General features: G+C 73.5%; 18 protein-coding genes. 10 read left to right on the top strand and 8 right to left on the bottom strand.

What is annotated here, in order from left to right; translation table 11 throughout:
- Positions 1 to 144: 144 nt before the first annotated feature.
- The 3 genes from AC07C1_RS24210 to AC07C1_RS24200 all read right to left on the bottom strand — a co-directional run bounded on the left by AC07C1_RS24210 (position 145) and on the right by AC07C1_RS24200 (position 2,982).
- Entirely contained in the window at positions 145 to 1,869 is a 1,725-nt protein-coding gene (locus AC07C1_RS24210) for an RICIN domain-containing protein (protein WP_478942080.1), read from the bottom strand.
- A 492-nt stretch (positions 1,870 to 2,361) separates the two neighbouring features.
- Complete coding sequence (locus AC07C1_RS24205; RefSeq protein WP_161291407.1) at positions 2,362 to 2,739, bottom strand: toxin Doc; 378 nt, start codon at positions 2,737 to 2,739, stop codon at positions 2,362 to 2,364.
- Between the two features lie 3 nt (positions 2,740 to 2,742).
- The gene (locus tag AC07C1_RS24200) at positions 2,743 to 2,982 is read right to left on the bottom strand and encodes a hypothetical protein (protein WP_478942078.1); all 240 of its coding nucleotides are present in this window, start codon (positions 2,980 to 2,982) and stop codon (positions 2,743 to 2,745) included.
- A gap of 175 nt (positions 2,983 to 3,157) precedes the next feature.
- Here AC07C1_RS24200 and AC07C1_RS24195 point away from each other — a divergent pair, with 175 nt between their 5' ends.
- Both AC07C1_RS24195 and AC07C1_RS24190 read left to right on the top strand, forming a co-directional pair.
- On the top strand, positions 3,158 to 3,667 hold the full coding sequence (locus AC07C1_RS24195; protein ID WP_478942077.1) for a methylated-DNA--[protein]-cysteine S-methyltransferase: 510 nt from the start codon (positions 3,158 to 3,160) through the stop codon (positions 3,665 to 3,667).
- Between the two features lie 20 nt (positions 3,668 to 3,687).
- Positions 3,688 to 4,410 (top strand): 2OG-Fe(II) oxygenase, encoded by a 723-nt coding sequence (locus AC07C1_RS24190; protein ID WP_478942075.1) that lies wholly within the window; start codon positions 3,688 to 3,690, stop codon positions 4,408 to 4,410.
- Between the two features lie 50 nt (positions 4,411 to 4,460).
- Here AC07C1_RS24190 and AC07C1_RS24185 read toward each other — a convergent pair whose 3' ends face one another.
- Positions 4,461 to 7,556: a glycoside hydrolase family 2 TIM barrel-domain containing protein gene (locus AC07C1_RS24185; RefSeq protein WP_478942073.1), complete on the bottom strand. Its 3,096-nt coding sequence runs from the start codon at positions 7,554 to 7,556 to the stop codon at positions 4,461 to 4,463.
- Positions 7,557 to 7,819: 263 nt separating this feature from the next.
- Between AC07C1_RS24185 and AC07C1_RS24180 the strand changes: the two genes are divergently transcribed.
- Entirely contained in the window at positions 7,820 to 10,198 is a 2,379-nt protein-coding gene (locus AC07C1_RS24180; protein ID WP_478942071.1) for a SpoIIE family protein phosphatase, read from the top strand.
- Between the two features lie 29 nt (positions 10,199 to 10,227).
- On the opposite strand, the gene AC07C1_RS24175 is transcribed toward AC07C1_RS24180, so the two are convergent.
- A complete protein-coding gene (locus AC07C1_RS24175) occupies positions 10,228 to 10,776 on the bottom strand; it encodes an RNA polymerase sigma factor (protein WP_478942069.1) in 549 nt (182 codons plus the stop codon).
- 47 nt (positions 10,777 to 10,823) lie between these two features.
- Between AC07C1_RS24175 and AC07C1_RS24170 the strand changes: the two genes are divergently transcribed.
- The 5 genes from AC07C1_RS24170 (at position 10,824) to AC07C1_RS24150 (ending at position 16,396) form a co-directional block, all read left to right on the top strand.
- Positions 10,824 to 12,218, top strand: coding sequence for a serine/threonine-protein kinase (locus tag AC07C1_RS24170; protein ID WP_478942067.1), 1,395 nt, complete (start codon positions 10,824 to 10,826; stop codon positions 12,216 to 12,218).
- 152 nt (positions 12,219 to 12,370) lie between these two features.
- Positions 12,371 to 13,078 (top strand): DUF4232 domain-containing protein, encoded by a 708-nt coding sequence (locus tag AC07C1_RS24165; protein WP_478942065.1) that lies wholly within the window; start codon positions 12,371 to 12,373, stop codon positions 13,076 to 13,078.
- A gap of 196 nt (positions 13,079 to 13,274) precedes the next feature.
- Positions 13,275 to 14,516, top strand: a complete 1,242-nt coding sequence (locus AC07C1_RS24160; RefSeq protein WP_478942063.1) for a polysaccharide deacetylase family protein — start codon at positions 13,275 to 13,277, stop codon at positions 14,514 to 14,516.
- Positions 14,517 to 14,580: 64 nt separating this feature from the next.
- Positions 14,581 to 15,834: an arsenic transporter gene (locus tag AC07C1_RS24155; RefSeq protein WP_478942061.1), complete on the top strand. Its 1,254-nt coding sequence runs from the start codon at positions 14,581 to 14,583 to the stop codon at positions 15,832 to 15,834.
- A gap of 43 nt (positions 15,835 to 15,877) precedes the next feature.
- Positions 15,878 to 16,396: a universal stress protein gene (locus tag AC07C1_RS24150; protein WP_478942059.1), complete on the top strand. Its 519-nt coding sequence runs from the start codon at positions 15,878 to 15,880 to the stop codon at positions 16,394 to 16,396.
- Between the two features lies 1 nt (position 16,397).
- Here AC07C1_RS24150 and AC07C1_RS24145 read toward each other — a convergent pair whose 3' ends face one another.
- The gene (locus AC07C1_RS24145) at positions 16,398 to 18,326 is read right to left on the bottom strand and encodes a ricin-type beta-trefoil lectin domain protein (RefSeq protein WP_478942057.1); all 1,929 of its coding nucleotides are present in this window, start codon (positions 18,324 to 18,326) and stop codon (positions 16,398 to 16,400) included.
- A 278-nt stretch (positions 18,327 to 18,604) separates the two neighbouring features.
- Positions 18,605 to 19,498: a helix-turn-helix domain-containing protein gene (locus AC07C1_RS24140; protein WP_478942055.1), complete on the bottom strand. Its 894-nt coding sequence runs from the start codon at positions 19,496 to 19,498 to the stop codon at positions 18,605 to 18,607.
- 70 nt (positions 19,499 to 19,568) lie between these two features.
- Between AC07C1_RS24140 and AC07C1_RS24135 the strand changes: the two genes are divergently transcribed.
- Positions 19,569 to 20,390, top strand: coding sequence for a phytanoyl-CoA dioxygenase family protein (locus tag AC07C1_RS24135; protein WP_478942053.1), 822 nt, complete (start codon positions 19,569 to 19,571; stop codon positions 20,388 to 20,390).
- Positions 20,391 to 20,394: 4 nt separating this feature from the next.
- Here AC07C1_RS24135 and AC07C1_RS24130 read toward each other — a convergent pair whose 3' ends face one another.
- Entirely contained in the window at positions 20,395 to 21,363 is a 969-nt protein-coding gene (locus AC07C1_RS24130; protein ID WP_478942051.1) for an aldo/keto reductase, read from the bottom strand.
- 140 nt (positions 21,364 to 21,503) lie between these two features.
- Between AC07C1_RS24130 and AC07C1_RS24125 the strand changes: the two genes are divergently transcribed.
- Entirely contained in the window at positions 21,504 to 22,382 is an 879-nt protein-coding gene (locus AC07C1_RS24125) for an endo alpha-1,4 polygalactosaminidase (protein ID WP_478942049.1), read from the top strand.
- The last annotated feature ends 23 nt before the right edge of the window (positions 22,383 to 22,405 follow it).

Genomic DNA, 22,405 nt, shown 5'->3' with positions numbered 1-22,405 from the left:
GGTTGCCATGGCTCCGCCATGACGCCCTCCTCCGCCTTGCGATGCACGGCGCCAGGCCCCGCTCCCTGATCCGGCATGATCCAAACGAAAGGCCCCAGTCCGCCGGGCCGGGGCCGGGCTGCCCGGCCCCGGCCCGGCGGCGTGTCACATGTCCTTCTCGGACAGTTCCGCCGGCTGCGCGGACGGCCCGTCCGTACCGGCGATCGACAGCGAACCGGGGCTCGCCGTGGGCGAGTCGGTCAGCCAGCGCTGACCGGCGGACCGGTCCCGGACCTTGACCACCAGGTCGCCGCCGGGCGCCTCGCCCGCGGTGGCGAGGGCGACGGTCCGGTCCCAGCGGGGCAGCAACTCGCCTCGCACCGTGAGGTCGTAGCGCACGTCGTCGCCCCGCTTCGACCCGGCGTCGGCGCAGGTACCGAGGATCACCACGCCGGCGTCGGCGTGCGAGTCCAGGCAGAGATCCGACTCGGCCGCGCTGCGCAGCAGACCGTCGGCGTCGTACGTCCACTGCTGTGTGACCGCCGAGGAGCAGGCGGCGAGGGCCGTGCTCGCACCGTCCCTGGGCCTGCCGTCGACGTCCAGGCACAGGTCGGCGGCGGCGTTGCGCAGTCGGGTGGGCCGGCCCGCGGCGGGCAGGCCGGCGGTGCCGGGCGTGCCGGCGGAGGCGGGCGGGGACTGGGTGCCGGCGGAGGCGACCGGGTCGGTGCCGGATCCGCCGTCCGGCCACATGCTGATCGCAAGGACGGTCGCCAGCAGTCCGGCCGAGGCCACGCCGACTCCGATGAGCAGGGCGCCGGAGGACCAGGCGGTGCCGGGCTCGCGGCGCGTCGACAGGGGCGTGCGGGCGAGCGGCCCGGGCTCGCCGACACCACGCCGCCGGCCGCGGGACGCCGACACGCGCGCCTGCGGCCCGGGGTCCCCGGCGCCGCGCCGCCGGGCGCCGGGCAGGGCGACGCGTGCGAGCAGGCCGGGCTTTCCGCCGCGCCGGCGTCCGCCCGAGCGCCGGGAGCCGCCGCGGCCACGGCCGGGGGCCGGTCGGCGGCCGGGGCGTGAGTCGAGATAGCGGCGGGCGCCCCAGCCGAGGACGGCTTCGGCGAGCAGCACACCCAAGGCGGCCTCGGCATGACCGAGTTGCTCGGCCGCGTGCCGGCAGTGGGCGCAGGCGGCCAAGTGCTCCTGGACATCGGGCAGCAGGGTGCCGCCGCGGCGGATCGGCACGTCGAGCAGGCGGTTGTAGTAGCGGCAGTCCTTGCCGGGCGCGAGTTCCCGGTGGGCGCACACCAGGCCTTCCCGGAATTTCTCGCGAGCCTGTTCGAGTGCGGCCGTAGCGCTCTCGGTGTCGATGCCGAGCAGTCCGGCAGGGACGTTTATCGGTTCCGCCTCGACCTCGGTATGCCACAGCAGCGCCTGCTCCAGTCGGGGAAGGCCGTGGAAGGAGCGGTCGGAGAGGGCACGGTTTTCCGGTATCAGGGTCTTCGCGGCGCGCATACCGCGGCCCCCGGCGGGTTTTCCCAGTCCGGGCAGTACGGCGGTGATCCGGTCCGTGCCGGACCAGTTGACGACCGTGTCCCGGACGGCCACGAGCAGGCGGGGCCGGAACGCCTCCGCGGGTTCGCCGAGGGCGAGCCGGTCGAGGACCTGATGGAAGGCGGTGGCGGTGACCATGTGGGCGAGCGGCCCCGGCGTGGCCAGGCAGATGACCGCGTACTCCTGCGCCGGCCGCCAGTGCCGGGCCATCAGGAGGGCGGCGGACCGGGAGGCCTCCGCGTCGGAGCCGGCGCGCAGCGGGCCGGCGAGCGATTCGTCGGATTCCCCCAGGTCTCCGCCGGGCGGCGGATAGGGGGGACGAGGGGGGTGGGGGGTGGGCACTGAAAGGATTCCTTTGGTGCGTGATGCGTAGATGCGTATCCCTGACGCGCGCGGGGAGCGGGAATTCACCGGCACTCGGCCGGTCCTGTTCCACAACTGCCGGAAGAAGCCCGGACTTTACCCCCCTGCACGGGCGTTACAACCCTTGCACAACTTCCACACGAGCAACAAGGCGCCCGTACAACATCGGCAGGTTTGAAAGAAAGTCAGAAATGGGCCCGCGTGCCTGGTCGGCTGCCGTGGCTTTCGGTATTCCGGGCACCCCGTGTGAAGCGGGCGCACGCACCCGCGGGCCGCGCGCGCTCCCGCGACGTGGGAACCCGGTGGTGGACTGGGTTCCGGCCCTCTCGGAAGGCCCCGCGCAGGACGGCGGCTCCCCTGCGTGCGACCGGCCGCCGGCCCCGTTCCTCCCGCCCTCGGCCGGCGGCCCCCCGGCGGCTTCCCCCGCCGGCCGGGGGCGCGTCCGCCGGGACCGGGACCGGTCGGCCGGGTTCAGATCTGCCAGGAGCGGAGCCGGTCGGCCGCGCCGTACACGTCGGTCTTGCCGGAGATCAGGTCGCGGGCGAGGTCGACCAGGGCGCCGTAGGGCGGGTCGATGCCGGCGCCGCTGACGAACATGTAGGCCACCGCCGTCGCGCAGGCGAAGCGGGCGTTGGCCGCGGGCAGCGGCTTGAGCACGGCGAGCGTGTGCAGCAGGGCGGCGGCGCGCCAGGCGGGGTCGGAGTCCACGCCGAGCCGGGGCGGGTCCACCCGGTGCCGGGCGACGGCGGCGACCAGCGCGGAGAAGTCGTCCACGGCGGGCTGGTCGGGCAGCACCTCCTCGTGCCGCTGGAGCAGCCACGGGACGTCGATATGAATGACGGAGGGCATCACTCAGGCAGCCTCGCCCCTGGCGGGGGGCTCGTCGTCGGGAAAGGCCTCCGCGAACTCCTCGGCATGGGCGGCGAAGAAGCGACGGAAGGCCTCCGCGCCCTCCTGCAGGGCCCGGTGCCGCGCGATGTCGGCGGCAGCCGCCTCACGCACGAGGGCCTTCATCGACGTACCGCGCTCCTTGGCGATCTGCCGCAGGTCCTCGAGTTCCCGGTCGCTGAACTCCACGTTGAGAGCTGGCATGCCCCTCACGGTACCGCGGGGGTACTCGAGCGTAAATACCCGCAGGTCAGGCCGCACCCCCCACGGTACCTCGCACGTCCGAGAGTCATGTCCGGTTTCCGCCGGTCCCCTGGCGTGCGGCGCAGCAGACTCGACAGCACCGAGAAACAGCACGGACGTGGCAAAGGGAGCACCGATGAACACGCGCACCATCCACACCGTCCACCCGAGCCCGCTGGGCGATCTGCTGCTGGCCGGGTCCCACTCACCCGCCGGCCTCACCCTCACGGTGCTGTCCCCGCCGGGGCAACGCGGCGCGCCCGCCGTCCGCCCGGAGGACCGCGACGACCGGCCGTTCACCGAGGTCCACCGTCAGCTGGACGCCTACTTCGCGGGCCGTCTGACCCGCTTCGACCTGCCGCTCGCCGCGCCGGGCAGTGCGTTCCAGCAGGCGGTGTGGCAGGCCCTGGACAGCATCCCGTACGGCACGACGTCCACGTACGGCGAGCTGGCGGCCCGGCTCGGGGTGTCCCGTTCCGAGATCCGAGCGGTGGGCCGGGCCCTCGGCGCCAACCCGCTCCTCCTGGTGCGCCCCTGCCATCGGGTGATCGGCGCGGACGGCTCGATGCGCGGGTACGCGGGCGGCGTCGAGCGCAAGAGGTGGCTGCTCACGCACGAGGGCGCGCTGCAGCCGGCCCTGATCTGAATCCCGCACAAGGAGTGACCATGACCCTCACACCGGCCGAGGCGGGCCGCCGGGCCGCCCGCACCGACTGGGCCGCCCTCGCGGCCGAGCTGGACGAGCACGGCAGCGCGCCCACCGGCCCGCTGCTCACGCCCGTCGAGTGCGCCGACCTGGCCGCCCTGTACGACAGGCCGGAGCTGTTCCGGACGACGGTCGATCTGGCCCGGCACCGGTTCGGCTCCGGCCAGTACCGCTACTTCACCCACGACCTGCCCGCCCCGGTGGCCGCGTTGCGTGCCGCGCTCTACCCCCGACTGCTGCCGGTCGCCCGGGACTGGGCGGCCCGGCTGGACCGGGAGGCCCCCTGGCCCGACTCCCTCGACGCGTGGCTGGAGCGGTGCCATGCCGCCGGCCAGGACCGGTCGGCCCAGATCCTGTTGAGCTACGGTCCTGGCGACTGGAACGCCCTGCACCGGGACGTGTTCGGCGAGCTGGTCTTCCCGCTCCAGGTGGTGATCGCCCTGGACGAGTACGGCACCCACTACACCGGCGGCGAGTTCCTGATGGTGGAGCAGCGGCCGCGCGCCCAGTCCCGGGGCACGGCGAGCGCCCTGCGGCAGGGCCACGGCTTGGTCTTCACGACCCGGGACCACCCCGTGCGCACCCGCCGCGGCTGGTCGGCCGGGGTGATGCGGCACGGGGTGAGCACCGTACGGTCCGGGCGGCGGCGGACCCTGGGACTGGTGTTCCACGACGCCGCCTGACCGGGCCCAGCGGCCGGCGGCGGGCGAAACGGCTTGCCGTCCCCGCCACCTCAGACGTCCAGCCGGCTGATGCGCACCGCTCCCCTCGGCTCGCCGGGGTAGGCGCTCGTCAGCGTCAGCCGCACCCGCGAGCCGCGTACCGCGTCGAAGGTGATGACGGTGGGGCTGTCCGACGCGGTGGCCCACTCCGCCTCCGCGCCGGTGACCGGGACGTACGACCGCCCGTCCCACACGGCGACCTCGGCCTGCGCGGGCAGGGAGTGCCTGGCGTCGACGGTGAAGGAGACCGCCACCCGGTCAAGGGTCCGGGTCCGCCCGAAGTCGACCGAGACCCAGTCCTTCGGGCGGGCCCCGTCGAAGGCCGGCAGCAGTGCCGTGGCCGGCTTGGCGAAGGCGTTCGACCAGCCGGTCGCCGGGTCGTCGTCGAGCATGGCGGCGGGCAGGGTGTCCGGGCGCCCGGAGTAACCGGCGTCCGCGTACGGGCGGTCCGGCGGAACCGGGGGGCCGGGCGCGAAGCCGGCGACGGGGGTGGCGGCGGCCGAGCGGGCCGGTGTGGTGCGCACCCGCACGGCACCGGAACGCAGGCCGTCCACCGTGCCCGTGACCCTCAGCTCGCCCGGCTCGGTCCCGGACCGTACGATCGCCAGGGCCTTGCCGTGGAAGGCGGTCCGGGTGCTCGCCTGGTAGCGCTCGGCGCTCTCCTCGCGGCCGTTGTCGACGCCGGCCAGGCGGCCGCCGGTCACCTCGAAGGCGATGAGATCCCCGGCGTCGGGCACGACCACGCCGTGCGCGTCGATGATCTCCGCGGTCACGAAGACCAGGGAACGGCCGTCGGCGGCAAGGGACGTGCGGTCGGTGCCGAGGCGCACCGCGTGCGGGGCGCCTGCCGTCCGCAGGACGTCGGTGGCGACCACCTTGCCGTCCCGCCGGGCCACCGCCTTCAACTCACCCGGCCGGTAGGGCACTTTCCACGTCAGGTGCAGCTTGCCGGCGCTGCCGTTGGGGCTGGTGTAGCTGCCCGGGTAGGGGCCGTCGGTGAAGGTTTTGTCGTCGCCGGTGGCCTCGGTGGTCTCCAGATAGGCACGCCCGTCGGTGGTCTTCTTGACGTCGAACTCCCTGACGCCCAGGGACTTTCCGTTGAGGAACAGCTCGACGGAGGGCACGTTGGCGTACGCCCAGACCTCGACCGTGTCGCCCTCCTCGTGGTTCCAGGTCATCGGCAGCAGATGGACCATGGGCTCGCTCGTCCACTGGCTCTTGAAGAGGTGGTACATGTCCTTCGGGAAGCCGGCCGTGTCGACCGCGCCGAAGAAGGACGCCTTGACCGGGAAGACGTCGAACGGAGTGGGCTCGCCGATGTAGTCGATACCGGACCACAGGAACTGTCCCGCGAACCACTTCCGGTCCCGGTCCTTCTTGTGCCCGTACTCGCCGCTCATCGTCCAGGAGGCGAGGTTGTTGTCGTAGGAGGAGACCTCCCGCCTGCCCGGCGTGTGGTTCTCCCCCGTGTTCAGGTGCTCCGGCTCCTGGTACGTGCCCCGGGTCGAGGTCTCCGAGGAGGACTCGGACTCGAAGAGGAACAGGTGCGGGTACCTGGCGTGCAGGGCGTCGACCGATTGGGCGGTGTTGTAGTTCAGGCCGAGGCCGTCGAGTCCGGCGAGCATGCGGTCGGCCGCGGAACCCGTCGCGGGCACGCCGTGGTACTTGTTCGAGCCGATGACGACCGGCCGGGTGTCGTCGGCGGCCTTGATCGCGCCGATGATCCGGTCGGCCATGGCGAGCCCGGCCGTGGACGTGGAGTCGGGGATCTCGTTCCCGATGGACCACAGGAGCACCGCGGGCGAGTTGCGGGCGGCCAGCACCATCTCGGTGGCGTCCTTCTCGCACCACTCGTCGAAGAACCGGCCGTAGTCGTACCGGGTCTTGCCGGTCCTCCAGCAGTCGAAGGCCTCCACCATCATCACGATGCCCAGTTCCTCGCAGACCTGGATCATCTGCGGCGAGGGCGGGTTGTGCGAGGTGCGGAAGGCGTTGACCCCCATCGACTTCATGATCCGCATCTGCCGGCGGACGGCGTCGATGCTGATCGCCGCGCCGAGGGCGCCCTGGTCGTGGTGGAGGTCGACGCCCTTGATCTTGGCGGGGGTGCCGTTGAGGGAGAAGCCCTCGTCGGGGTCGAAGCGGTAGGTGCGGATGCCGAACGTCGTGCGGTAGGTGTCGGTGGTGCGGCCCGCGACGCGCAGCTCGGTGTGCAGGGTGTAGCGGTGCCCGGGAGTCGTGAAGTCCCACAGGCGCGGCTCCGCGACGGTCAGTTCGTGGGTCTCGGCGGCCTCGCCGGAGACGGCGAGCGTGGTGGACGTGCGGGCGGCCGTGCGTCCGTCGGGGCCGGCGATCCGGGACACCACCTGGACGTCGGTGCCGGTGCCCGACTCGTTCCGCAGCACGGTCCGCACCCGGACGAGGGCGCGGTCGGCGGAGACCTCCGGGGTGGTGACACCGGTGCCCCAGCGCGCCACGTGCACCGGCTCGGTGATCACCAGACGGGCCTCGCGGTAGATGCCGCTGCCGGAGTACCAGCGGCTGCTCGGCAGCTGGTTCCGGACCTCGACCGCGAGCACGTCGGGGGTGGTGCCGTCGGTGTGCACCAGGCCGGTCAGGTCGAGTGCGAAGCCGGTGTAGCCGTAGGGGTGGCGGCCCACCTCCGTGCCGTTGCAGTAGACGAACGAGTCCATGTACACGCCGTCGAACTCCACCGAGATCCGCTTGCCGGCGTACTCCGGTGGGAGGGTGAAGGCGAGCCGGTACCAGCCGAGACCGCCCGGGAAGAAGCCGGTGCCGCTGGTGGTGCCGTGGTCGGTCGTCGGGGTCTGCTCGATGCTCCAGTCGTGCGGGACCGCGACCTCACGCCAGGCCGAGTCGTCGTACCCGGGGTCGGCGGCTTCGGCGTAGCCGCCGGTCGGGTCGGTGATACCGCCGGGGTTGACCAGCGCGAACCTCCAGCCGTCGCGCAGGGGCACGATGTGGCGTCCCCCGGTACCGGAGGACTCGGCGGCGAGGGCGGCCGGAGCCGCCGCAATGCCCAGAAGCGCTCCGGTCGCGGGCGTCGCCGTGGCTGCGGCCAGAACCGATCTGCGCGTGACCGTCATGACGGCTCTCCCTCATAGGGCCCACAAGTACTCACAACTGATCGTGAGCAAACAGATTCTGACGGCCTGCCACACACGGTCGTCAAGGGTCGGGAACCCTGCGACTGCCGGGGCCGGCACATAGGCCGGATTTCTCCCTTGCCCCTGTTCGACCTACCGGCCAAGTAGCCGGGGTCGCGGTTCACGGAAGTGCGGGAAGCACTACGCTGGAACAGAAGTGGTGCCACCTGTTCACTGTGAGTGTGCGCTTGGGAGCGGCGACGATGAGCCGGGTCTATCCGTTCGACGAGGCGGCGACGGCCCGGGCTGTCATCGATGACGACGGAACACTGGTGGAGTGGAACGAGGGCGCACGGCGCCTGCTCGGCCACCCCGCCGACGCCGTGGTGGGCCGCCCCGCCGCCGCGTTGCTGGCCGGTGACCGTGCCCTCGCCGCGCCCACGGGTGCGCGCTGGGAGGGGACGGTCGGATTGCGCCACCGGGACGGCCGTACCGTCTCGGTGTGGCTGCTCGCCCACCGTCTGCCGCCGCGCGACAAGCACCGGGGCGACTGGCTGGTGGTCACCCCGCTGACCGGCGCCGAGCCGTCCGCAGCGGACGATCCGCTCGCCGAGGCGGGTCTTCTCCAGTCGCCGTGCGCGGTCGCCGTGTACGACGAGCAGCTGCGGCTGCGCCGGATGAACGACGTGATGGCCGGCGTCATCGGTCTGCCGGAGGAGCGGGTCCGGGGACTGCGGCCCTCGGAGATCGGCGGCCGGCCGCAGGGCGAGGAGCTGGAACAGGGCATGCTCGGGGTGCTGGCCTCGGGCCGGCCCCTGGACGTGCAGAGCTTCGCGCACACCGGCGGCGACCAAGTACACGCCTGGCTCGCCCGGATGGCACCGGTCAGGGACCCGGAGGGCCTGGTGCGGGGCGTGTGCCTGACCACGCACGACATCACCGACAACTACCGGGCCCGCCGGCGGCTGCAGCTGGTGAACGAGGCGAGCGTGCGCATCGGCACCACGCTCGACATCACCCGTACGGCGCAGGAGCTGGCGGACATGTGCGTGCCCGCGCTCGCCGACTTCGTCACCGTCGATCTGCTGGACCCCGAGGACTACGGCGGTGAACCCCCGGCACGCATCACGGCGCCGGTCACCCTGCGCCGGGCCGCCCACTGCTCGGTCCTCGACGGCGTACCGGAGGCGGCGATGAAGACCGGGCAGACCCAGCAGTACCCGGCCGGCTCTCCGCAGGCCGACTCGCTCACCGCGGGCCACACGATCATCACCTCGATGGCGGTGGGCGACATGGCCCAGTGGCTGACCTGGGACCCCGCGCGCGGCGAACGGGTGCGCACCTTCGGCATCCACTCCTCGATGTCGGTGCCCATCCGGGCCCGCGGCCTCACCCTGGGCGTGGCGGTCTTCACCCGGCACCGGCGCCCGGACGGGTTCACCGCGGACGACAGACTGCTGGCGGAGGAGATCACCACGCGCGCCGCCGTCAGCGTCGACAACGCCCGCCGCTACTCGCGCGAGCGCGAGACCGCCCTCGCCCTGCAGCGCAGCCTGCTGCCCCGCAACCTGCCGCGCACGGCCGCGCTGGAGGCGTCCTCCCGGTATCTGCCGGCCGCGCGGGCCGGGGTGGGCGGGGACTGGTTCGACGTGATCCGGCTGTCCGGGATGCGGGTCGCGATGGTCGTCGGGGACGTCGTCGGGCACGGCGTCCAGGCCTCGGCCACCATGGGGCGGCTGCGCACCGCCGTACGCACCCTCGCCGACATCGACCTGGCCCCGGACGAGCTGCTCACCCACCTGGACGACCTGGTGCTGCGGCTGTCGGACGAGTCCGGCGGCGACGGCAGCCCCGGTGAGGTCGGCGCGACCTGCCTGTACGCCGTCTACGACCCGGTGTCGCGGCGCTGCACGCTGGCCCGCGCCGGGCATCCACCGCCGGTGCTGATGCGGCCCGGCGGCCGTCCGCATCTGCTGGACCTGCCCGCCGGCCCCCCGCTGGGCCTCGGCGGGCTGCCGTTCGAGTCCGCCGAGGTGGACCTGCCCGAGGGCACCGTCGTCGCCATGTACACGGACGGCCTGGTGCTGTCCCGGGACCGGGACGCGGATGCCGGACGGGACCTGCTCTACCAGGCGCTCGGGACGCACGGGGGCTCCCTGGACGAGACCTGCGACCGCGTCCTGCACGCCCTGCTGCCCCAGGGCGGCGCCGCCGACGACGTGGCGCTGCTGCTCGCCCGTACCCAGGGCCTGCCCGCCTCGCAGGTGGCGACCTGGGACATCCCCGCCGACCCGGCGCTGGTCGCGCCGATCCGCAAGCAGGTCGTGGAGCAGCTGGGCACCTGGGGGCTCAGCGAGGCCGCGTTCGCGACGGAGCTGGTGGTCAGCGAGCTGGTCACCAACGCCATCCGGTACGGCTCCCAACCGATCCGGCTGCGGCTGATCCATGACGCCACCACGCTGATCTGCGAGGTCTCCGACACCAGCCACACCGCCCCGCACCTGCGCCGGGCCAAGATCTTCGACGAGGGCGGCCGGGGTCTGCTGCTGGTCGCCCAGCTCACCCAGCGGTGGGGCAGCCGGCACACCCCCGAGGGCAAGACGATCTGGGCGGAACTGCCCCTGTACGAGGAGGACCGGTAGGCCTGCGAGGCGAGAGGGGCCGTGCAGCCTCAGGAGGCCGTCAGCCAGGGCCGTACCTGCTTGCGGGCCTCGTGCAGCCGGGACTTGAGGGTGCCGAGCGGGACACCGACGCGCTCGGCGGCCTCGGCGTAGTCCAGCTGGCAGATGTCCCGGTAGACCAGCGGCGCGACCAGGTGCGGATGCTCCCGCTCCAGCCGGTCCAGCGCCTCCAGGAGGTCCACCCGGGAGCCGGCGATGACACTGGTGGTGCGCGGGTCGACGGCGTAGGAGGGCTCGATGGCGGCGGGCTGTTCGACGGCCCGCCGTTTCAGCTCGCGGTACTTCTGCCGGCAGCAGTTGGCGACCACCGTGTACAGCCAGGTGCCGAAGCGGCTGCGCCCCTCGAAGGCGCGGATGTGCCGGGCCACCTGGAGCAGCACGTCCTGGGCGGCCTCCTCGGCGTCCTCCCGGCAGGGCAGGAAGCGGGCGCAGCGGCGCACCACCTCGGGCCGGATCTCGGTCAGCAGCCGGTCCAGGGCCGCGCTGTCGCCGGCGGCGGCACGCCGGGCGAGGTCTTCCGTCGGCGCCTGGTCCTGCACGTGAGGCTCCCCCTCCGAGTCGATCTCAGGGCAGGCATGATAGTCGTATGCACTCCCTGGAGCGGATCGGCCGCTACCGCCTCGAACGGCCGCTGGGCACCGGCGCCTTCGCCACGGTGTGGCTGGCTCACGACCCGGAGCTTCAGGCGTCGGTGGCGGTGAAGGTCCTCGCCGAGAACTGGGCGCACCGGCTCGACATCAGGGAGCGCTTCCTGTCCGAGGCGCGGCTGCTGCGCCGGGCCGGTTCCAGCCGGCTGGTGCAGGTCTACGACATCGGGGAACTGCCCGACGGCAGACCGTACTTCGTGATGGAGTACGCCGACGGCGGCACCCTCGCCGACCTGCTGGCCGCCGGGCCGCTGCCGGTGCGCGACGGGCTGGCGCTGACGGCCGAGGCGGCGCGCGGCGCCGCCGCGCTGCACGAGGCGGGCATCGTACACCGTGACATCAAGCCGACCAACGTGCTGCTGCACACCGCTCCGGACGGCACCCGGCGGGTGCTGCTGGCCGACCTGGGTCTGGCGAAGAGCCTCGCGCAGGCCTCCGTGCTGACCCTGGCGGCGGGTTCGGCGGGCTACCAGCCGCCGGAGCAGGCCGACCCCGGGGAGGGCATCGACGAGCGGGCCGACGTCTACAGCCTGGGCGCGGTCGGCTACGAACTGGTCACCGGGAGCGTGCCGGGTCCGCCGGGGCGGGTCGTACCGCCCGGGCGGCTGCGGCCGGACCTCGGCGAGGACGTGCGGCGAGCGCTGGTGCGCGCGTTGGAGCCGGACCGGGCGCGGCGCTGGCCCGGCGCGCAGGCGTTCGCGGACGAGCTGGACCGGCTGGCGGCGGGGCCGCCGGCGCGGCGGCCCACGCGGCGGCTGGACTGTGTGCGCGGCCGGCTCAGCACCGTGACGCTGGCGTGCGCCGCGGTCCTCGCGGCCGCGGCCGCCGCGGTGACGGTGACCGTCGTGATCCACCGGGACGGCGGTACGCCGGACCAGGTGCGGGTGACCGACGCCACCGGCCGGGTGACCCTCCAGGTGCCCGCCGGCTGGGGCCGTGAGCTGCGCGGCTCCGGCTGGGACCCGGGTGCGCTCGGGCTGAAGGCGGGGCACGAGCCGGGCCTGGTGGTGGCCGACGACCTGGCGCGCTGGCCCGACCTGAAGGCAGCCGTGGACGGCGTGTTCGTCGGAGTCGGCGAGCACGGCGACGTCACCGCGCGGGTCAAGGCCCTCGCGCACTCCGGCTGCCGCTACTCCGGCAGCCGCACCTTCACCGGCGCCGACTGGCACGGGCTGGTCCGGGCCTGGAGCGGCTGCCCGGACGGCGGCTCGGTCACGGAGACCGCGCTGGCCCCGGCGGGCGGCGCCGCGCGGCCACAGGTGTACGTGCAGGTGCGCCAGCGGGGTACCGGGGACGCCACCGACGGCGTACTCCGTTCGCTGCGGGTGTCCTGAACGGTGCGGGCCGTGGGTCAAGGCGGGGAAAAGAACCCTGTGTGTCCCGAACTTTTCCGGCGTCCGGCGCATCGGACTGTCATGACGGCGCACTCGGCGCCGCAGGCACGCGGTGCGTCGCGTGCCCCGAAGATCCAGGAGTGTTGAGCGACATGGTGTACACCCCCCGGTCCGCGCGGCATGGTGCCCTGCTCGTCGGCATGGTCGCCGTGCTGGGCCTCCTGACCGCCTGCGGCGACGGCCAGGACGTCCACAGCAACCCCCCGTTGACGGTGTCCGGTACGGCCGCGCCCGCGGCGGACACCTCGAAGAGCCCGGCATCCACCACGTCCGCCGAGGCCTCCACCGCACCCACCGCCTCCACCGTCACCGGCGCCGCCTGGTCCGCCGCCCCCAAGGCGACGGTGTCCCCGGGCCGCGCAGCGACCCCGGCCGCCGCGAGTACCCGGTGCCACACCTCCGAACTGCGCGCCTCCGTGGGCCGCAACGATCCGGGGGCCGGTCAGGAGAACTTCCCCGTCGTCTTCACCAACAAGTCCGCCCGGACCTGCTCCCTGCGCGGCTATCCGGGTGCTGCCTTCGTGAACGGCTCCGGCACCCAGCTGGGCCCCGACCCCAAGCGTGAGGCGGGCTCGCCGGTGACCGTCACGCTCAAGCCCGGGCAGAGCGCCTGGGCCGGGCTGACCTTCTCCAACCCGGGGGTCAGCGGCGCGAAGACGGCCACTCCGGCCGCGTTGCTGCTCACCCCGCCGGACGAGCGGGACCACCTGAAGGTGACCTGGTCGGGTGGACCGGTACCGGTGTCCGGGAACTCCTCGTCCGTCTTCCTGACGGTGCTCAGCCCCGGCACCGGCCCCTGACCCACCCGGGGCCCCACGAGAACCCCGCTGTCGCGCTCCCGCGGCAGCGGGGTTCGTCATGACCGCGCCACAACTGTCACAGGACGGCAACAGGCGCCGGCAGTCGCGATCTTTCCCCCGCCCCCCGTCATCGAACCCGTCGACCGCACAGCGAGCAGGCCCGCACCGGGGCCGTGACGAGGAAATCGGGGAGACGATGAGCGGGATCTCACGCAGGCGGATGCTGACGGCGGGCGCGGCGACGGGCGCCCTGGGCGCGCTGGCCGCCTGCTCCTCCGGCACCGGCCTCAGGGCCGGCGGGCCGGACCCGGCGGACGGCAGGGGCACCGCGCAGGCCCGGCCGGCGAAGCCGATCGGTGACGGCTCCACCGCCGACACCGGCGCCCAGCCGCACCAGCCGAGGCCGACCCGGCTGAAGCCGGGGCAGAAGCCCCCGCAGTTCGTGGTGTTCTCCTGGGACGGCGCCGGCGAGCTGAGCAACGGGCTGTTCTCCCGGTTCCGCAAGGTGGCCGCCGACCACGGCGCCAAGATGACCTTCTTCCTCAGCGGCATCTACACCCTGCCCGAGTCCAAGAAGCACCTGTACCGCCCGCCGCAGCACCCGGCCGGCGCGTCCGCGATCGGCTACCTCGCCGACCGGCACATCCACGCCACGCTCCAGCAGGTGCGCGCGGCCTGGCTGGAGGGCCATGAGATCGGCACCCACTTCAACGGGCACTTCTGCGGCGCGACCGGCGTGCGCAACTGGTCCCCGGCCGAGTGGCGCAGCGAGATCGAGCAGGCCGTCGGCTTCGTCACCGAGTGGAAGACCAACACCGGCTTCACCGACCTCGAACCGCTCCCCTTCGACTACCGCAAGGAACTGACCGGCGGCCGCACCCCCTGCCTGGAGGGGCAGGCCAACCTGCTGCCCACGGCCGCCGCGCTGGGCTGGAAGTACGACGCCAGCTCACCCGGCGGGCTGCAGATCTGGCCGGGCACCGTGCGGGGCGGCCGGATCTGGGACTTCCCGCTGCAGTCCATACCGTTCTCCGGCCACTCCTTCCAGGTGCTGTCGATGGACTACAACATGATGTTCAACCAGTCGGGCGGGAACCCACTCGGCGACCGTGGGCGGTACGACGCCTGGCGCGCGCAGGCCCGGGACACCTACCTGGCCGGGTTCCGGCGCGCCTATGAGAGCAACCGCGCCCCCCTCTTCATCGGCAACCACTTCGAGCGCTGGAACGGCGGCATCTACATGGACGCCGTCGAGGAGGCGATCGGGAAGATGGCCGCGCATGACGACGTCCGGTTCGTGTCCTTCAAGCAGCTCGTGGCCTGGCTGGAGGCGCAGGAGCCGGCGGTGCTGCGCAGGCTGCGCACGCTCCCGCCCGGGCAGTCCCCGGTGGGCGGCTGGGCCGAGTTCCTGGGCGCGGCGGGGACCCGGTCGTCGTAGCGGCGCCGACATCCTCTGTTTTCATGGGCGGGCGCCATCGTGACCGATCCCGGAAGGACCCGCCTTGAACACCCCGCTCGCCGAGGGCCTGTCCGTCGTGCTGCTCGGTGCCGTGCTCGCCTGGGCCGTCGTACGGCCCTTCGGCCGGCCGGAGGCGGTCATGGCCGTTCCCGCCGCCGGGATCGCGGTCGCGACGGGCGCGATCTCGCTCGGCCACGCCCGCGCCGAGGCGGAGCGGCTCGGGCCGGTCGTCGGGTTCCTTGCGGCCGTACTGGTGCTCGCCCACTTCTGTGCCGTGGAGGGGCTGTTCCAGGCCTGCGGGGCGTGGATGGCCCGCTGGGCGGCGGGGCGTCCGGTGCGGCTGCTGACGGCGGTGTTCGCACTGGCTTCGGCCATCACCGCCGTGCTCAGCCTGGACGCCACGATCGTGCTGCTCACCCCGGTGGTGTTCGCCACGGCCGCGAGGACGGGCGTACGGCCCAAGCCGCACGTGTACGCGTGCACCCATCTGTCGAACACCGCGTCGCTGCTGCTGCCGGTGTCCAACCTGACCAACCTGCTCGCGTTCGCGGCGAGCGGGCTGAGCTTCACCCGGTTCGCGGCGCTGATGGCGCTGCCGTGGCTGGTGGCGATCGGCGCCGAGTACGTGGTGTTCCGGCGGTTCTTCGCCCGGGACCTGGCGGCGGCGGCCCCGGCCGGCGAGGACACCGGCGAGGCGCCGCGACCGCCGCTGTTCGCGCTGGTGACCGTCGCCTGCACGCTGGCCGGGTTCGTGGTGGCGTCGGCGTTCGGCGTGGAGCCCGCCTGGGTGGCCGCGGCGGGCGCGCTGGCGCTGGCCGGGCGGGCGCTGCTGCGGCGGAAGGCGACCCCGCTGACCGTCGTCCGGGCGGCGGCCCCGGCCTTCCTCGCATTCGTCCTGGCGCTCGGCATCGTGGTACGGGCTGTCGTCGACAACGGGCTCGCCGGCGCGCTCTCCCACCTCCTGCCGGGCGGAACGGGGCTGCCCGCGCTGCTCGGGATCGGCGCGTCGGCCGCCGTCCTCGCGAACCTCATCAACAACCTGCCCGCGGTGCTGGTGCTGCTGCCGCTGGCCGCGCCCGTCGGGCCGGGCGCGGTCCTCGCGGTGCTGCTCGGCGTGAACATCGGCCCGAACCTGACCTACGCCGGGTCGCTGGCCACGCTGCTGTGGCGGCGGATCGTGCACCAGCACGAGCACGGCGTGGATCTCGGGGAGTTCACCCGGCTGGGGCTGATCGCCGTGCCCTCGTCCCTGGCCGTCGCGGTCGTGGCACTGTGGGGGTCGCTGCAGGTTCTCTGAGGGCTCGCCGAGGGCCCTCCACAGGCCGAGGGAGGCCGCCGGTATGCGTGTGATCGCCTGGCTGGTCGAGGGCACCTGGCCCGCGTGCGTGGACGCCGCCCGTGCCCACGCGCCGGAGACCGCCGAGGTGGTGCTGTTGCACGTCAGCGGACCCGAGGTGCCCGGTCTCGCGCACGGCGCGTTCGCGGGGCTGCTCGGTCGCGGGCGTCCGTGGGGGCACCGTCCGGCCGAAGGCTGGGGAAGCGACCCGGGTGATCTGCTGGAGACGCTCGGCGGGAGTTCGGCGGCCGAACTGCTCGGCGCGGCGGCGGAGCGGCTCGGCCGGCCCTGTGTGCGCGAGGAGCGGTCGGGCCGGGTCGAGCGGGAGGTGGTGGCCGCCGCCGAAGGGGCCGATCTGCTGGTGCTGGCCCGGGACGGGGACCGGTCCCGGCTCGGACCGCACAGCCTCGGCCCGGCCGTCCGGTTCGCCGTCGACCACGCGCCCTGCCCGGTGCTGGTGGTGTGGCCGGAACCGGCTCCCGGACTGGGGACGCTCCCTCCCCCGCCGCCGCACCACCGCTGAGTCAGCGGTGACGGCGCCCGCCGCCGTAGCCCCCGCCGCAGTAGTACGGGTACCCGGAGCAGGGATCGGCCGCGGCGGACGGTGTGGGTGGCGGGCTCGACCCGGCCGATGTGGGGGTGGGGGTCGGCGACGGGCTCGTCCTGGAGGCTCTGGGTGGGGCCGTCGCCTCGGGGGATGTGGGCCGTGTGGTGGATGTCGGTGCAGGTCTGTCGCTGCCCCAGTTGACGTTCTGCATCTCCAGGTCGGGTTTGGCGGTGTCGACGGACCAGCGCTGGAGGGCGCCGGGGGCACGGGTCTTGAGGACCAGCGCGCCGGAGCCGTCGGTGGCGGCCGGGGTGAGGGCCAGCTCCTGGTTCCAGCGGGGTACGAGGGCGCCCTGGAGGGTGAAGTCGTAGCGGATGTTCCGGGCGGCCTCACCGGTGGCCGTGCAGGGGGCGAGGCGGACCGAGTAGCCGAGGTGGGAGTCCAGGCACAGGCCGGGGGCCGCGTTGTCGCGCAGCAGTCCGTCGGTCTCGTACGTCCACTGCTGGTCCGGTGTCGTGGAGCATCCGGCGAGTTCCGTCTCGGCGCCCTCGACGGCCTTCTTGCCGACCACACCGACGCACAGGCCGGAGGCCAGGTTGCGCAGCCGGCCGTGCAGGGCGCCCTGGGCGGCACCGCTCGTACCGGCCCAGGACGCGCCCGGGGAGGCGGAGTCCTTGCCCGGCGCTCGGGAGGAGGTGCCGCCGGGGTCGGGGGCCGGCGTGTCGCCGGAGCCGAGCACCGACCACAGCACCAGGGGCAGCACGACCAGGCCGCTGACCGTGACGACGGCCAGCGCTAGGTTGCGCCGCCGGGCGCGGCGGGCGGCACGGTGCGCGGAACGGCGGGAGCCGGCGGGCTCCGCGCGGTCCGCGGAACGGCCGGGAGCGGCGGCCTGGGCGCGGCGCGCCGAACGGCGGGCGCCGGCGGACCGGTCCGGGCCGGTGGAGTCGGCGAAACCGCCGGGGCCGTCGGATCGCGTGGGGCCGTCGGATCGCGTGGGGCCGTCGGATCGCGTGGGGGCGTCGGATGGCGTGGGAGCGAACGCCTCGCCTGCCGGGGGTGCGTCGGCAGCGGGGGCCGGGGCCGGCTCGGGCTCGGCCGGCGTCTCGGCGCGGCTCGCCCGGGACTCCGCATAGGCGCGGGCACCCCAGCCGAGCACCGCCTCGGCGAGCGCGAGCCCCAGGCCCGTGTTGAACGGGGCGAGTTGGTCGGCGGTCCGGCTGCAGTGCGGGCAGCCGGCCAGGTGCCGGCGCAGGTCCGGATCGATGTCGGCGCCGCCGCGCCGGAAGGTCACGTCGAGCATGCGCAGATAGCTCCGGCACTCGGCGTCGGGGGCGAGTTCGCGGTGCGCCTGGAGGCATTCCTCCCGCAGCCGTTCACGGGCCCGGCGGAGTTCGACGCGGACGTCCTCCTCGTCCAGGCCCAGGAGAGCGGCGGGCACCGCCGGCGGTTCCGCCTCGACCTCGGCGTGCCACAGGACCGCGCGGGAGATCTGGGGCACCCGCTGGAACGCGCGCGACAGCAGCCTCCGGCCGGGGTGCGGCAGCAGCCGGGCGGCGGCGCGTTCGCCGGTGCCGCCGCCCGGCCGCAGCGCAGGGTGCAGGAGTTCCTGACGGCCGTCGGTGTCCCACTCGGCCGCGATCCGGCGGACGGCGACCAGAATGTGGGGACGCCAGGCGGCGGTCGGACCGCTCTGCCGGAGCGATTCACCGAAGAGCCGGGTGAAGGCGGCGGTGGTGAGCATGCCGGCGGCACGTGGGCCGTCGGCGCACAAGCGGGCGTAGGCGAAGGCCGCCTCCCAGTGCCGGTCGAGGAGTTCGCCGACGGGGTGGAGCGCGGGTGTCGTCCCGGTCCACTTCTTCAGTTCGGCACTCAGCTGCTCGTCCGACAGGCCTGCCTCATTCACGGCTGCATTCCTCCAGACGTGATACGGAATTGGTCCATACCAACGGGTATGGACGAGATCGTGGGCAGCTCGAACGTCCACCTGAGGCGGCTCTTTTGAAGCGTGGGGGGTGTACGGGGAGCGGCCTGGCGCGCACAGGGGGAAATTTTTTGTGACTGTACGGCGACAGCGCACACTTTTACACAGACCCGCACGTGAGAACAAGAGATCTCTCGATTATCGGCAGTATTCGGAAGCGGATTCTCTATTGACAGAACGTCAAAGGAATCCCCTTCCAATTACGGCCGTTCGCCCGCCCGGTAGGCGCCGGGTGGCACGCCGTAGCGCGTCCGGAAGACCCGGCTGAAGTGGAATGGGCTCGGGAATCCGGAGGCCGCCGCCACCCGTTCCACCGTCAGATCGGTGACCTCCAGCAGCCGGGCCGCGTGCCGCAACCGCGCCTCGCGCAGGGCCCGCATCGGGGGCCGGCCGGTCCGCAGGCTGAACAGGTGCGCGAACCGGGACGGCGAGAGCGCGACGCTCTCGGCGAGCGAGCGCACGGTGTGCGGGGCTCCGGGGTCGGCGGCGATCAGTTCCTCGGCGCGGCGCACCCGGGCGTCGGCACCCGGTTCGGCGGGGGCCGCCCGTCCGCCGGAGGCGGCGAGCAGCACGACCTCCTCCAGTGCGCACAGGACCAGTTCCCGCGCCAGGCTGCCCTCCGCCACGGCCACCAGGTCCCGTCCGCGCGATGTTCCCCCGGCCGGCCCGGGGGAGTCGGCGAGCATCCGGCCGAACGCCGCCTCGATCCGGCGGTGGGCGGCACCGGTCAGTCCGGGGGCGACGTACAGGCCGTCGGCGAGGGCGTACGGGGCGAGCCAGGGCGTCCAGGACGGCCGGGCCGGGCAGTGCGCCCACCAGAACCGCCAGTGCTCGGCGCCGGGCGCGACCGTGTAGCGGTGACCGGTACCGGGGGCGAGCACCACCAGGTCCCCGGCGCCGGCCCGGACGCGGGCGGTGCCCTGGTGGATCAGGCCGCGTCCGCCGGTGGTGAAGGTGAACAGCCAACTCTGCGAGCCGCGGGGGCGGTTGACGCCGTAGCCCGGCCCCTGGTCGTAGCGGCCGGTCACCACGAGACCGGGCGGCGGGGAAGGGTCACCGGCCGCAGCAGGCACGGGCAGCTCCTCAGCACGCATGGACATCCTCCCGTCGGGCGCGTCGGCCTAGCGTGACGGGCCTGGGACAGCGGACGCGAGGAGCGGATCCATGACGGCTGCGGACATCGGCGCCACCGGCGCCCCCATCCGGCCCGAGGAGCTGCGGGGGCCCTTCGAGGAGGACGGATTCACCGTCGTGCGCGCACTGTTCGGTGCCGGCGAGATCGAGCGGCTGTGCGGTGAGTTCGCGGCGCTGCACGCCGCCGGGCCCGTGCCGGGACACTTCGCGCCCGACCCGGCCGATCCCGATCCGCTGCGCCGGTATCCGCGGGTGATGCAGCCTCACGAGATCAGCGCCGTGGCACGGGAGTTCCTGCTGGACGCCCGGCTGCGGGCCGTGCTGGAGGTGTTGTTCGGCGAGGAGGTGCTGGCCGCGCAGAGCATGTTCTACTTCAAGCCGCCGGGGGCACGCGGACAGGCGCTGCACCAGGACAACTTCTATCTGCGGGTCGAGCCGGGCACCTGTGTGGCCGCGTGGGTGGCCGGTGAGCCGATCGACCGGGACAACGGCGGGCTCCAAGTGGTACCGGGCACGCACCGGATGGACCTGTTCTGTCCCGAGGTCGCCGACGCCGGGCTGTCGTTCGCCCGCGAGTACGTTCCGCCCCCGCCCGGCCTGACGCCGGTGCCCGTGGACCTGGCACCGGGCGACGTGCTGTTCTTCAACGGCAGCCTGGTACACGGCTCGGCACCCAACCGCAGCGCCGACCGCTTCCGGCGCTCGTTCATCGGGCACTACGTGGGCCGCTCGGCCGCACGCATCGGGGCGTACTACCGGACACTGGCGATGTCCGGGGAGCGGGTGGAGCTGCCAAAGAGCGCGGGCGCGGGTCCGTGCGGCACGGAGTTCGCACCGCACGGACCCCACTGACCGGTCAGTGGCCGCTGACGGCCCGCGGGGTGTAGGGCCGCTCCAGCTCCTCGATCTCTTTGTCGCTCAGCTCCAGTTCGACGGCGGCCACCGCGTCCTCGATGTGCTGCGGCCTGGCCGCGCCGACGATCGGCGCGGCCACCGTGTCCTGGTGCAGCAGCCAGGCGAGGGCCACCTGGGCGCGCGGCACACCGCGGTCGTTCGCGATCCGGGTGACGGCCTCGACGATCGCGCGGTCGCTCTCCAGGTACAGGCGGCTGCCGAAGTTGTCGGTGGCGCTGCGCCCGGTGACGGTGCCCCAGTCGCGGGTCAGCCGGCCGCGGGCGAGCGGGCTCCACGGCAGCACGCCGACGCCCTGGTCCGCGCAGAGCGGCAGCATCTCCCGCTCCTCCTCGCGGTAGAGCAGGTTGTAGTGGTTCTGCATGGACACGAACTTCGTCCAGCCGTGCCGCTCGGCGGTGTACTGCGCCTTGGAGAACTCCCACGCGTACATCGAACTCGCCCCGATGTAGCGCACCTTGCCCGCCTTGACCAGGTCGTGCAGCGCCTCCATCGTCTCCTCGACCGGAGTGGCGTGGTCGTAGCGGTGGATCTGGTAGAGGTCGACGTGGTCGGTGCCGAGCCGGCGCAGACTGTGGTCGATCTCGCTCATGATGGCCTTGCGGGACAGGCCGCCGCCGTTGGGGCCCGGCCGCATCCGGCCGTGCACCTTGGTGGCCAGCACGATCTCGTCGCGGTTCGCGAAGTCGCGCAGGGCCTTGCCGACGATCTCCTCGCTGGTGCCGTCCGAGTAGACGTTGGCGGTGTCGAAGAAGTTGATGCCCGTCTCCAGCGCCTGCCGGATGAGCGGGCGGGAGGCGTCCTCGTCGAGGGTCCATTCGTGCGTGCCGCGGTCCGGCAGCCCGTAGGTCATGCAGCCCAGACAGATCCGCGAGACGTCCAGGCCCGTCGAACCGAGCTTCGCGTACTGCATCGTTGCTGCTCCTGCCTTCGCCGACGATGGTCACCGCCGAGCCTACGACGTGCCCCGGAGCCGACTTGACGATGTGAGCGTGCGGGCGATTTGATCCTGACACGTGCCGCGCCGCCCGGCGTGGGCAGGATGGAGCGGACTTGCCCCCGAAGGGTGTCTTCCGCGCCGCGGGTCGCCGGACGGCCCCGGGCGCCTTGTCAGCGGCCCTGATCGTGGCCGTGTCGGCACTGGCCGGCTGCGGCTCCGGCAGCGGGGGGACGGACGGTTCGCCGAAGCCCGCCACGGTACGGCTGCCGCCGCGGAACGCCGGGTTCGACTACCAGATCGGCGGCGCGTATCCCCCGCCGAGGGGTGTGCGGATCGTCAGCCGCGACCGGTCCGACTCCCCCGCCCCGGGCCTCTACAACATCTGCTACGTCAACGCCTTCCAGGCCCAGCCCGCCGAGCGCTCCTCCTGGCCGCCCGAGCTGCTGCTGCGCGACGCGCACGGCGAGGTCGTCATCGACGAGGACTGGAACGAGCCGCTGCTCGACCTGCGCACCCCGGCCAAGCGGGAGCGGGTGGCGCGACGGGTGAACCGGTGGATCGACGGCTGCGCGAGGAAGGGCTTCGACGCCGTCGAGCCGGACAACTACGACAGCTACACCCGCTCCCGCCACCTGCTCACCGCCGAGGACGCGACCGCGTTCATGACCCTGCTCTCCCGGCACGCGCACGCCCGGCACCTGGCCATCGGGCAGAAGAACACCTCCGAACTCGCCGGGCGGCGGGGGCGGACGGGGCTGGACTTCGCGGTGGCGGAGGAGTGCGGGCAGTACGACGAGTGCGGGGTGTACGCGAAGGCGTTCGACGACCGGGTCGTGGACATCGAGTACACCGGCGGCGGGTTCCGTTCGGCCCTCGCCCACTGGGGCGGCAGGCTGAGCATCGTCCGCCGCGACCGGGACGTCTCCACTCCGGGCAGCGCGGGCTACGTCCGTGAGGCGCACCAGGACGTACGGGTTGCTGCCCCCAGGTGACCGTCCGCCTTGGGAGCCGACGG

The organism is Streptomyces sp. NPDC045022, from assembly GCF_056432605.1.
Note: the sequence above shows the minus strand (reverse complement) of the source record. Positions and strands in the feature narration are given on the sequence as shown.

Coding starts and splice junctions, on each gene's coding strand:
- AC07C1_RS24205 (WP_161291407.1), bottom strand. CDS start 2,739: ATGCCCTCCGTCATTCATATCGACGTCCCGTGGCTGCTCCAGCGGCAC.
- AC07C1_RS24200 (WP_478942078.1), bottom strand. CDS start 2,982: ATGCCAGCTCTCAACGTGGAGTTCAGCGACCGGGAACTCGAGGACCTG.
- AC07C1_RS24195 (WP_478942077.1), top strand. CDS start 3,158: ATGAACACGCGCACCATCCACACCGTCCACCCGAGCCCGCTGGGCGAT.
- AC07C1_RS24190 (WP_478942075.1), top strand. CDS start 3,688: ATGACCCTCACACCGGCCGAGGCGGGCCGCCGGGCCGCCCGCACCGAC.
- AC07C1_RS24185 (WP_478942073.1), bottom strand. CDS start 7,556: ATGACGGTCACGCGCAGATCGGTTCTGGCCGCAGCCACGGCGACGCCC.
- AC07C1_RS24180 (WP_478942071.1), top strand. CDS start 7,820: ATGAGCCGGGTCTATCCGTTCGACGAGGCGGCGACGGCCCGGGCTGTC.
- AC07C1_RS24170 (WP_478942067.1), top strand. CDS start 10,824: ATGCACTCCCTGGAGCGGATCGGCCGCTACCGCCTCGAACGGCCGCTG.
- AC07C1_RS24165 (WP_478942065.1), top strand. CDS start 12,371: ATGGTGTACACCCCCCGGTCCGCGCGGCATGGTGCCCTGCTCGTCGGC.
- AC07C1_RS24160 (WP_478942063.1), top strand. CDS start 13,275: ATGAGCGGGATCTCACGCAGGCGGATGCTGACGGCGGGCGCGGCGACG.
- AC07C1_RS24150 (WP_478942059.1), top strand. CDS start 15,878: ATGCGTGTGATCGCCTGGCTGGTCGAGGGCACCTGGCCCGCGTGCGTG.
- AC07C1_RS24140 (WP_478942055.1), bottom strand. CDS start 19,498: ATGCGTGCTGAGGAGCTGCCCGTGCCTGCTGCGGCCGGTGACCCTTCC.
- AC07C1_RS24135 (WP_478942053.1), top strand. CDS start 19,569: ATGACGGCTGCGGACATCGGCGCCACCGGCGCCCCCATCCGGCCCGAG.
- AC07C1_RS24130 (WP_478942051.1), bottom strand. CDS start 21,363: ATGCAGTACGCGAAGCTCGGTTCGACGGGCCTGGACGTCTCGCGGATC.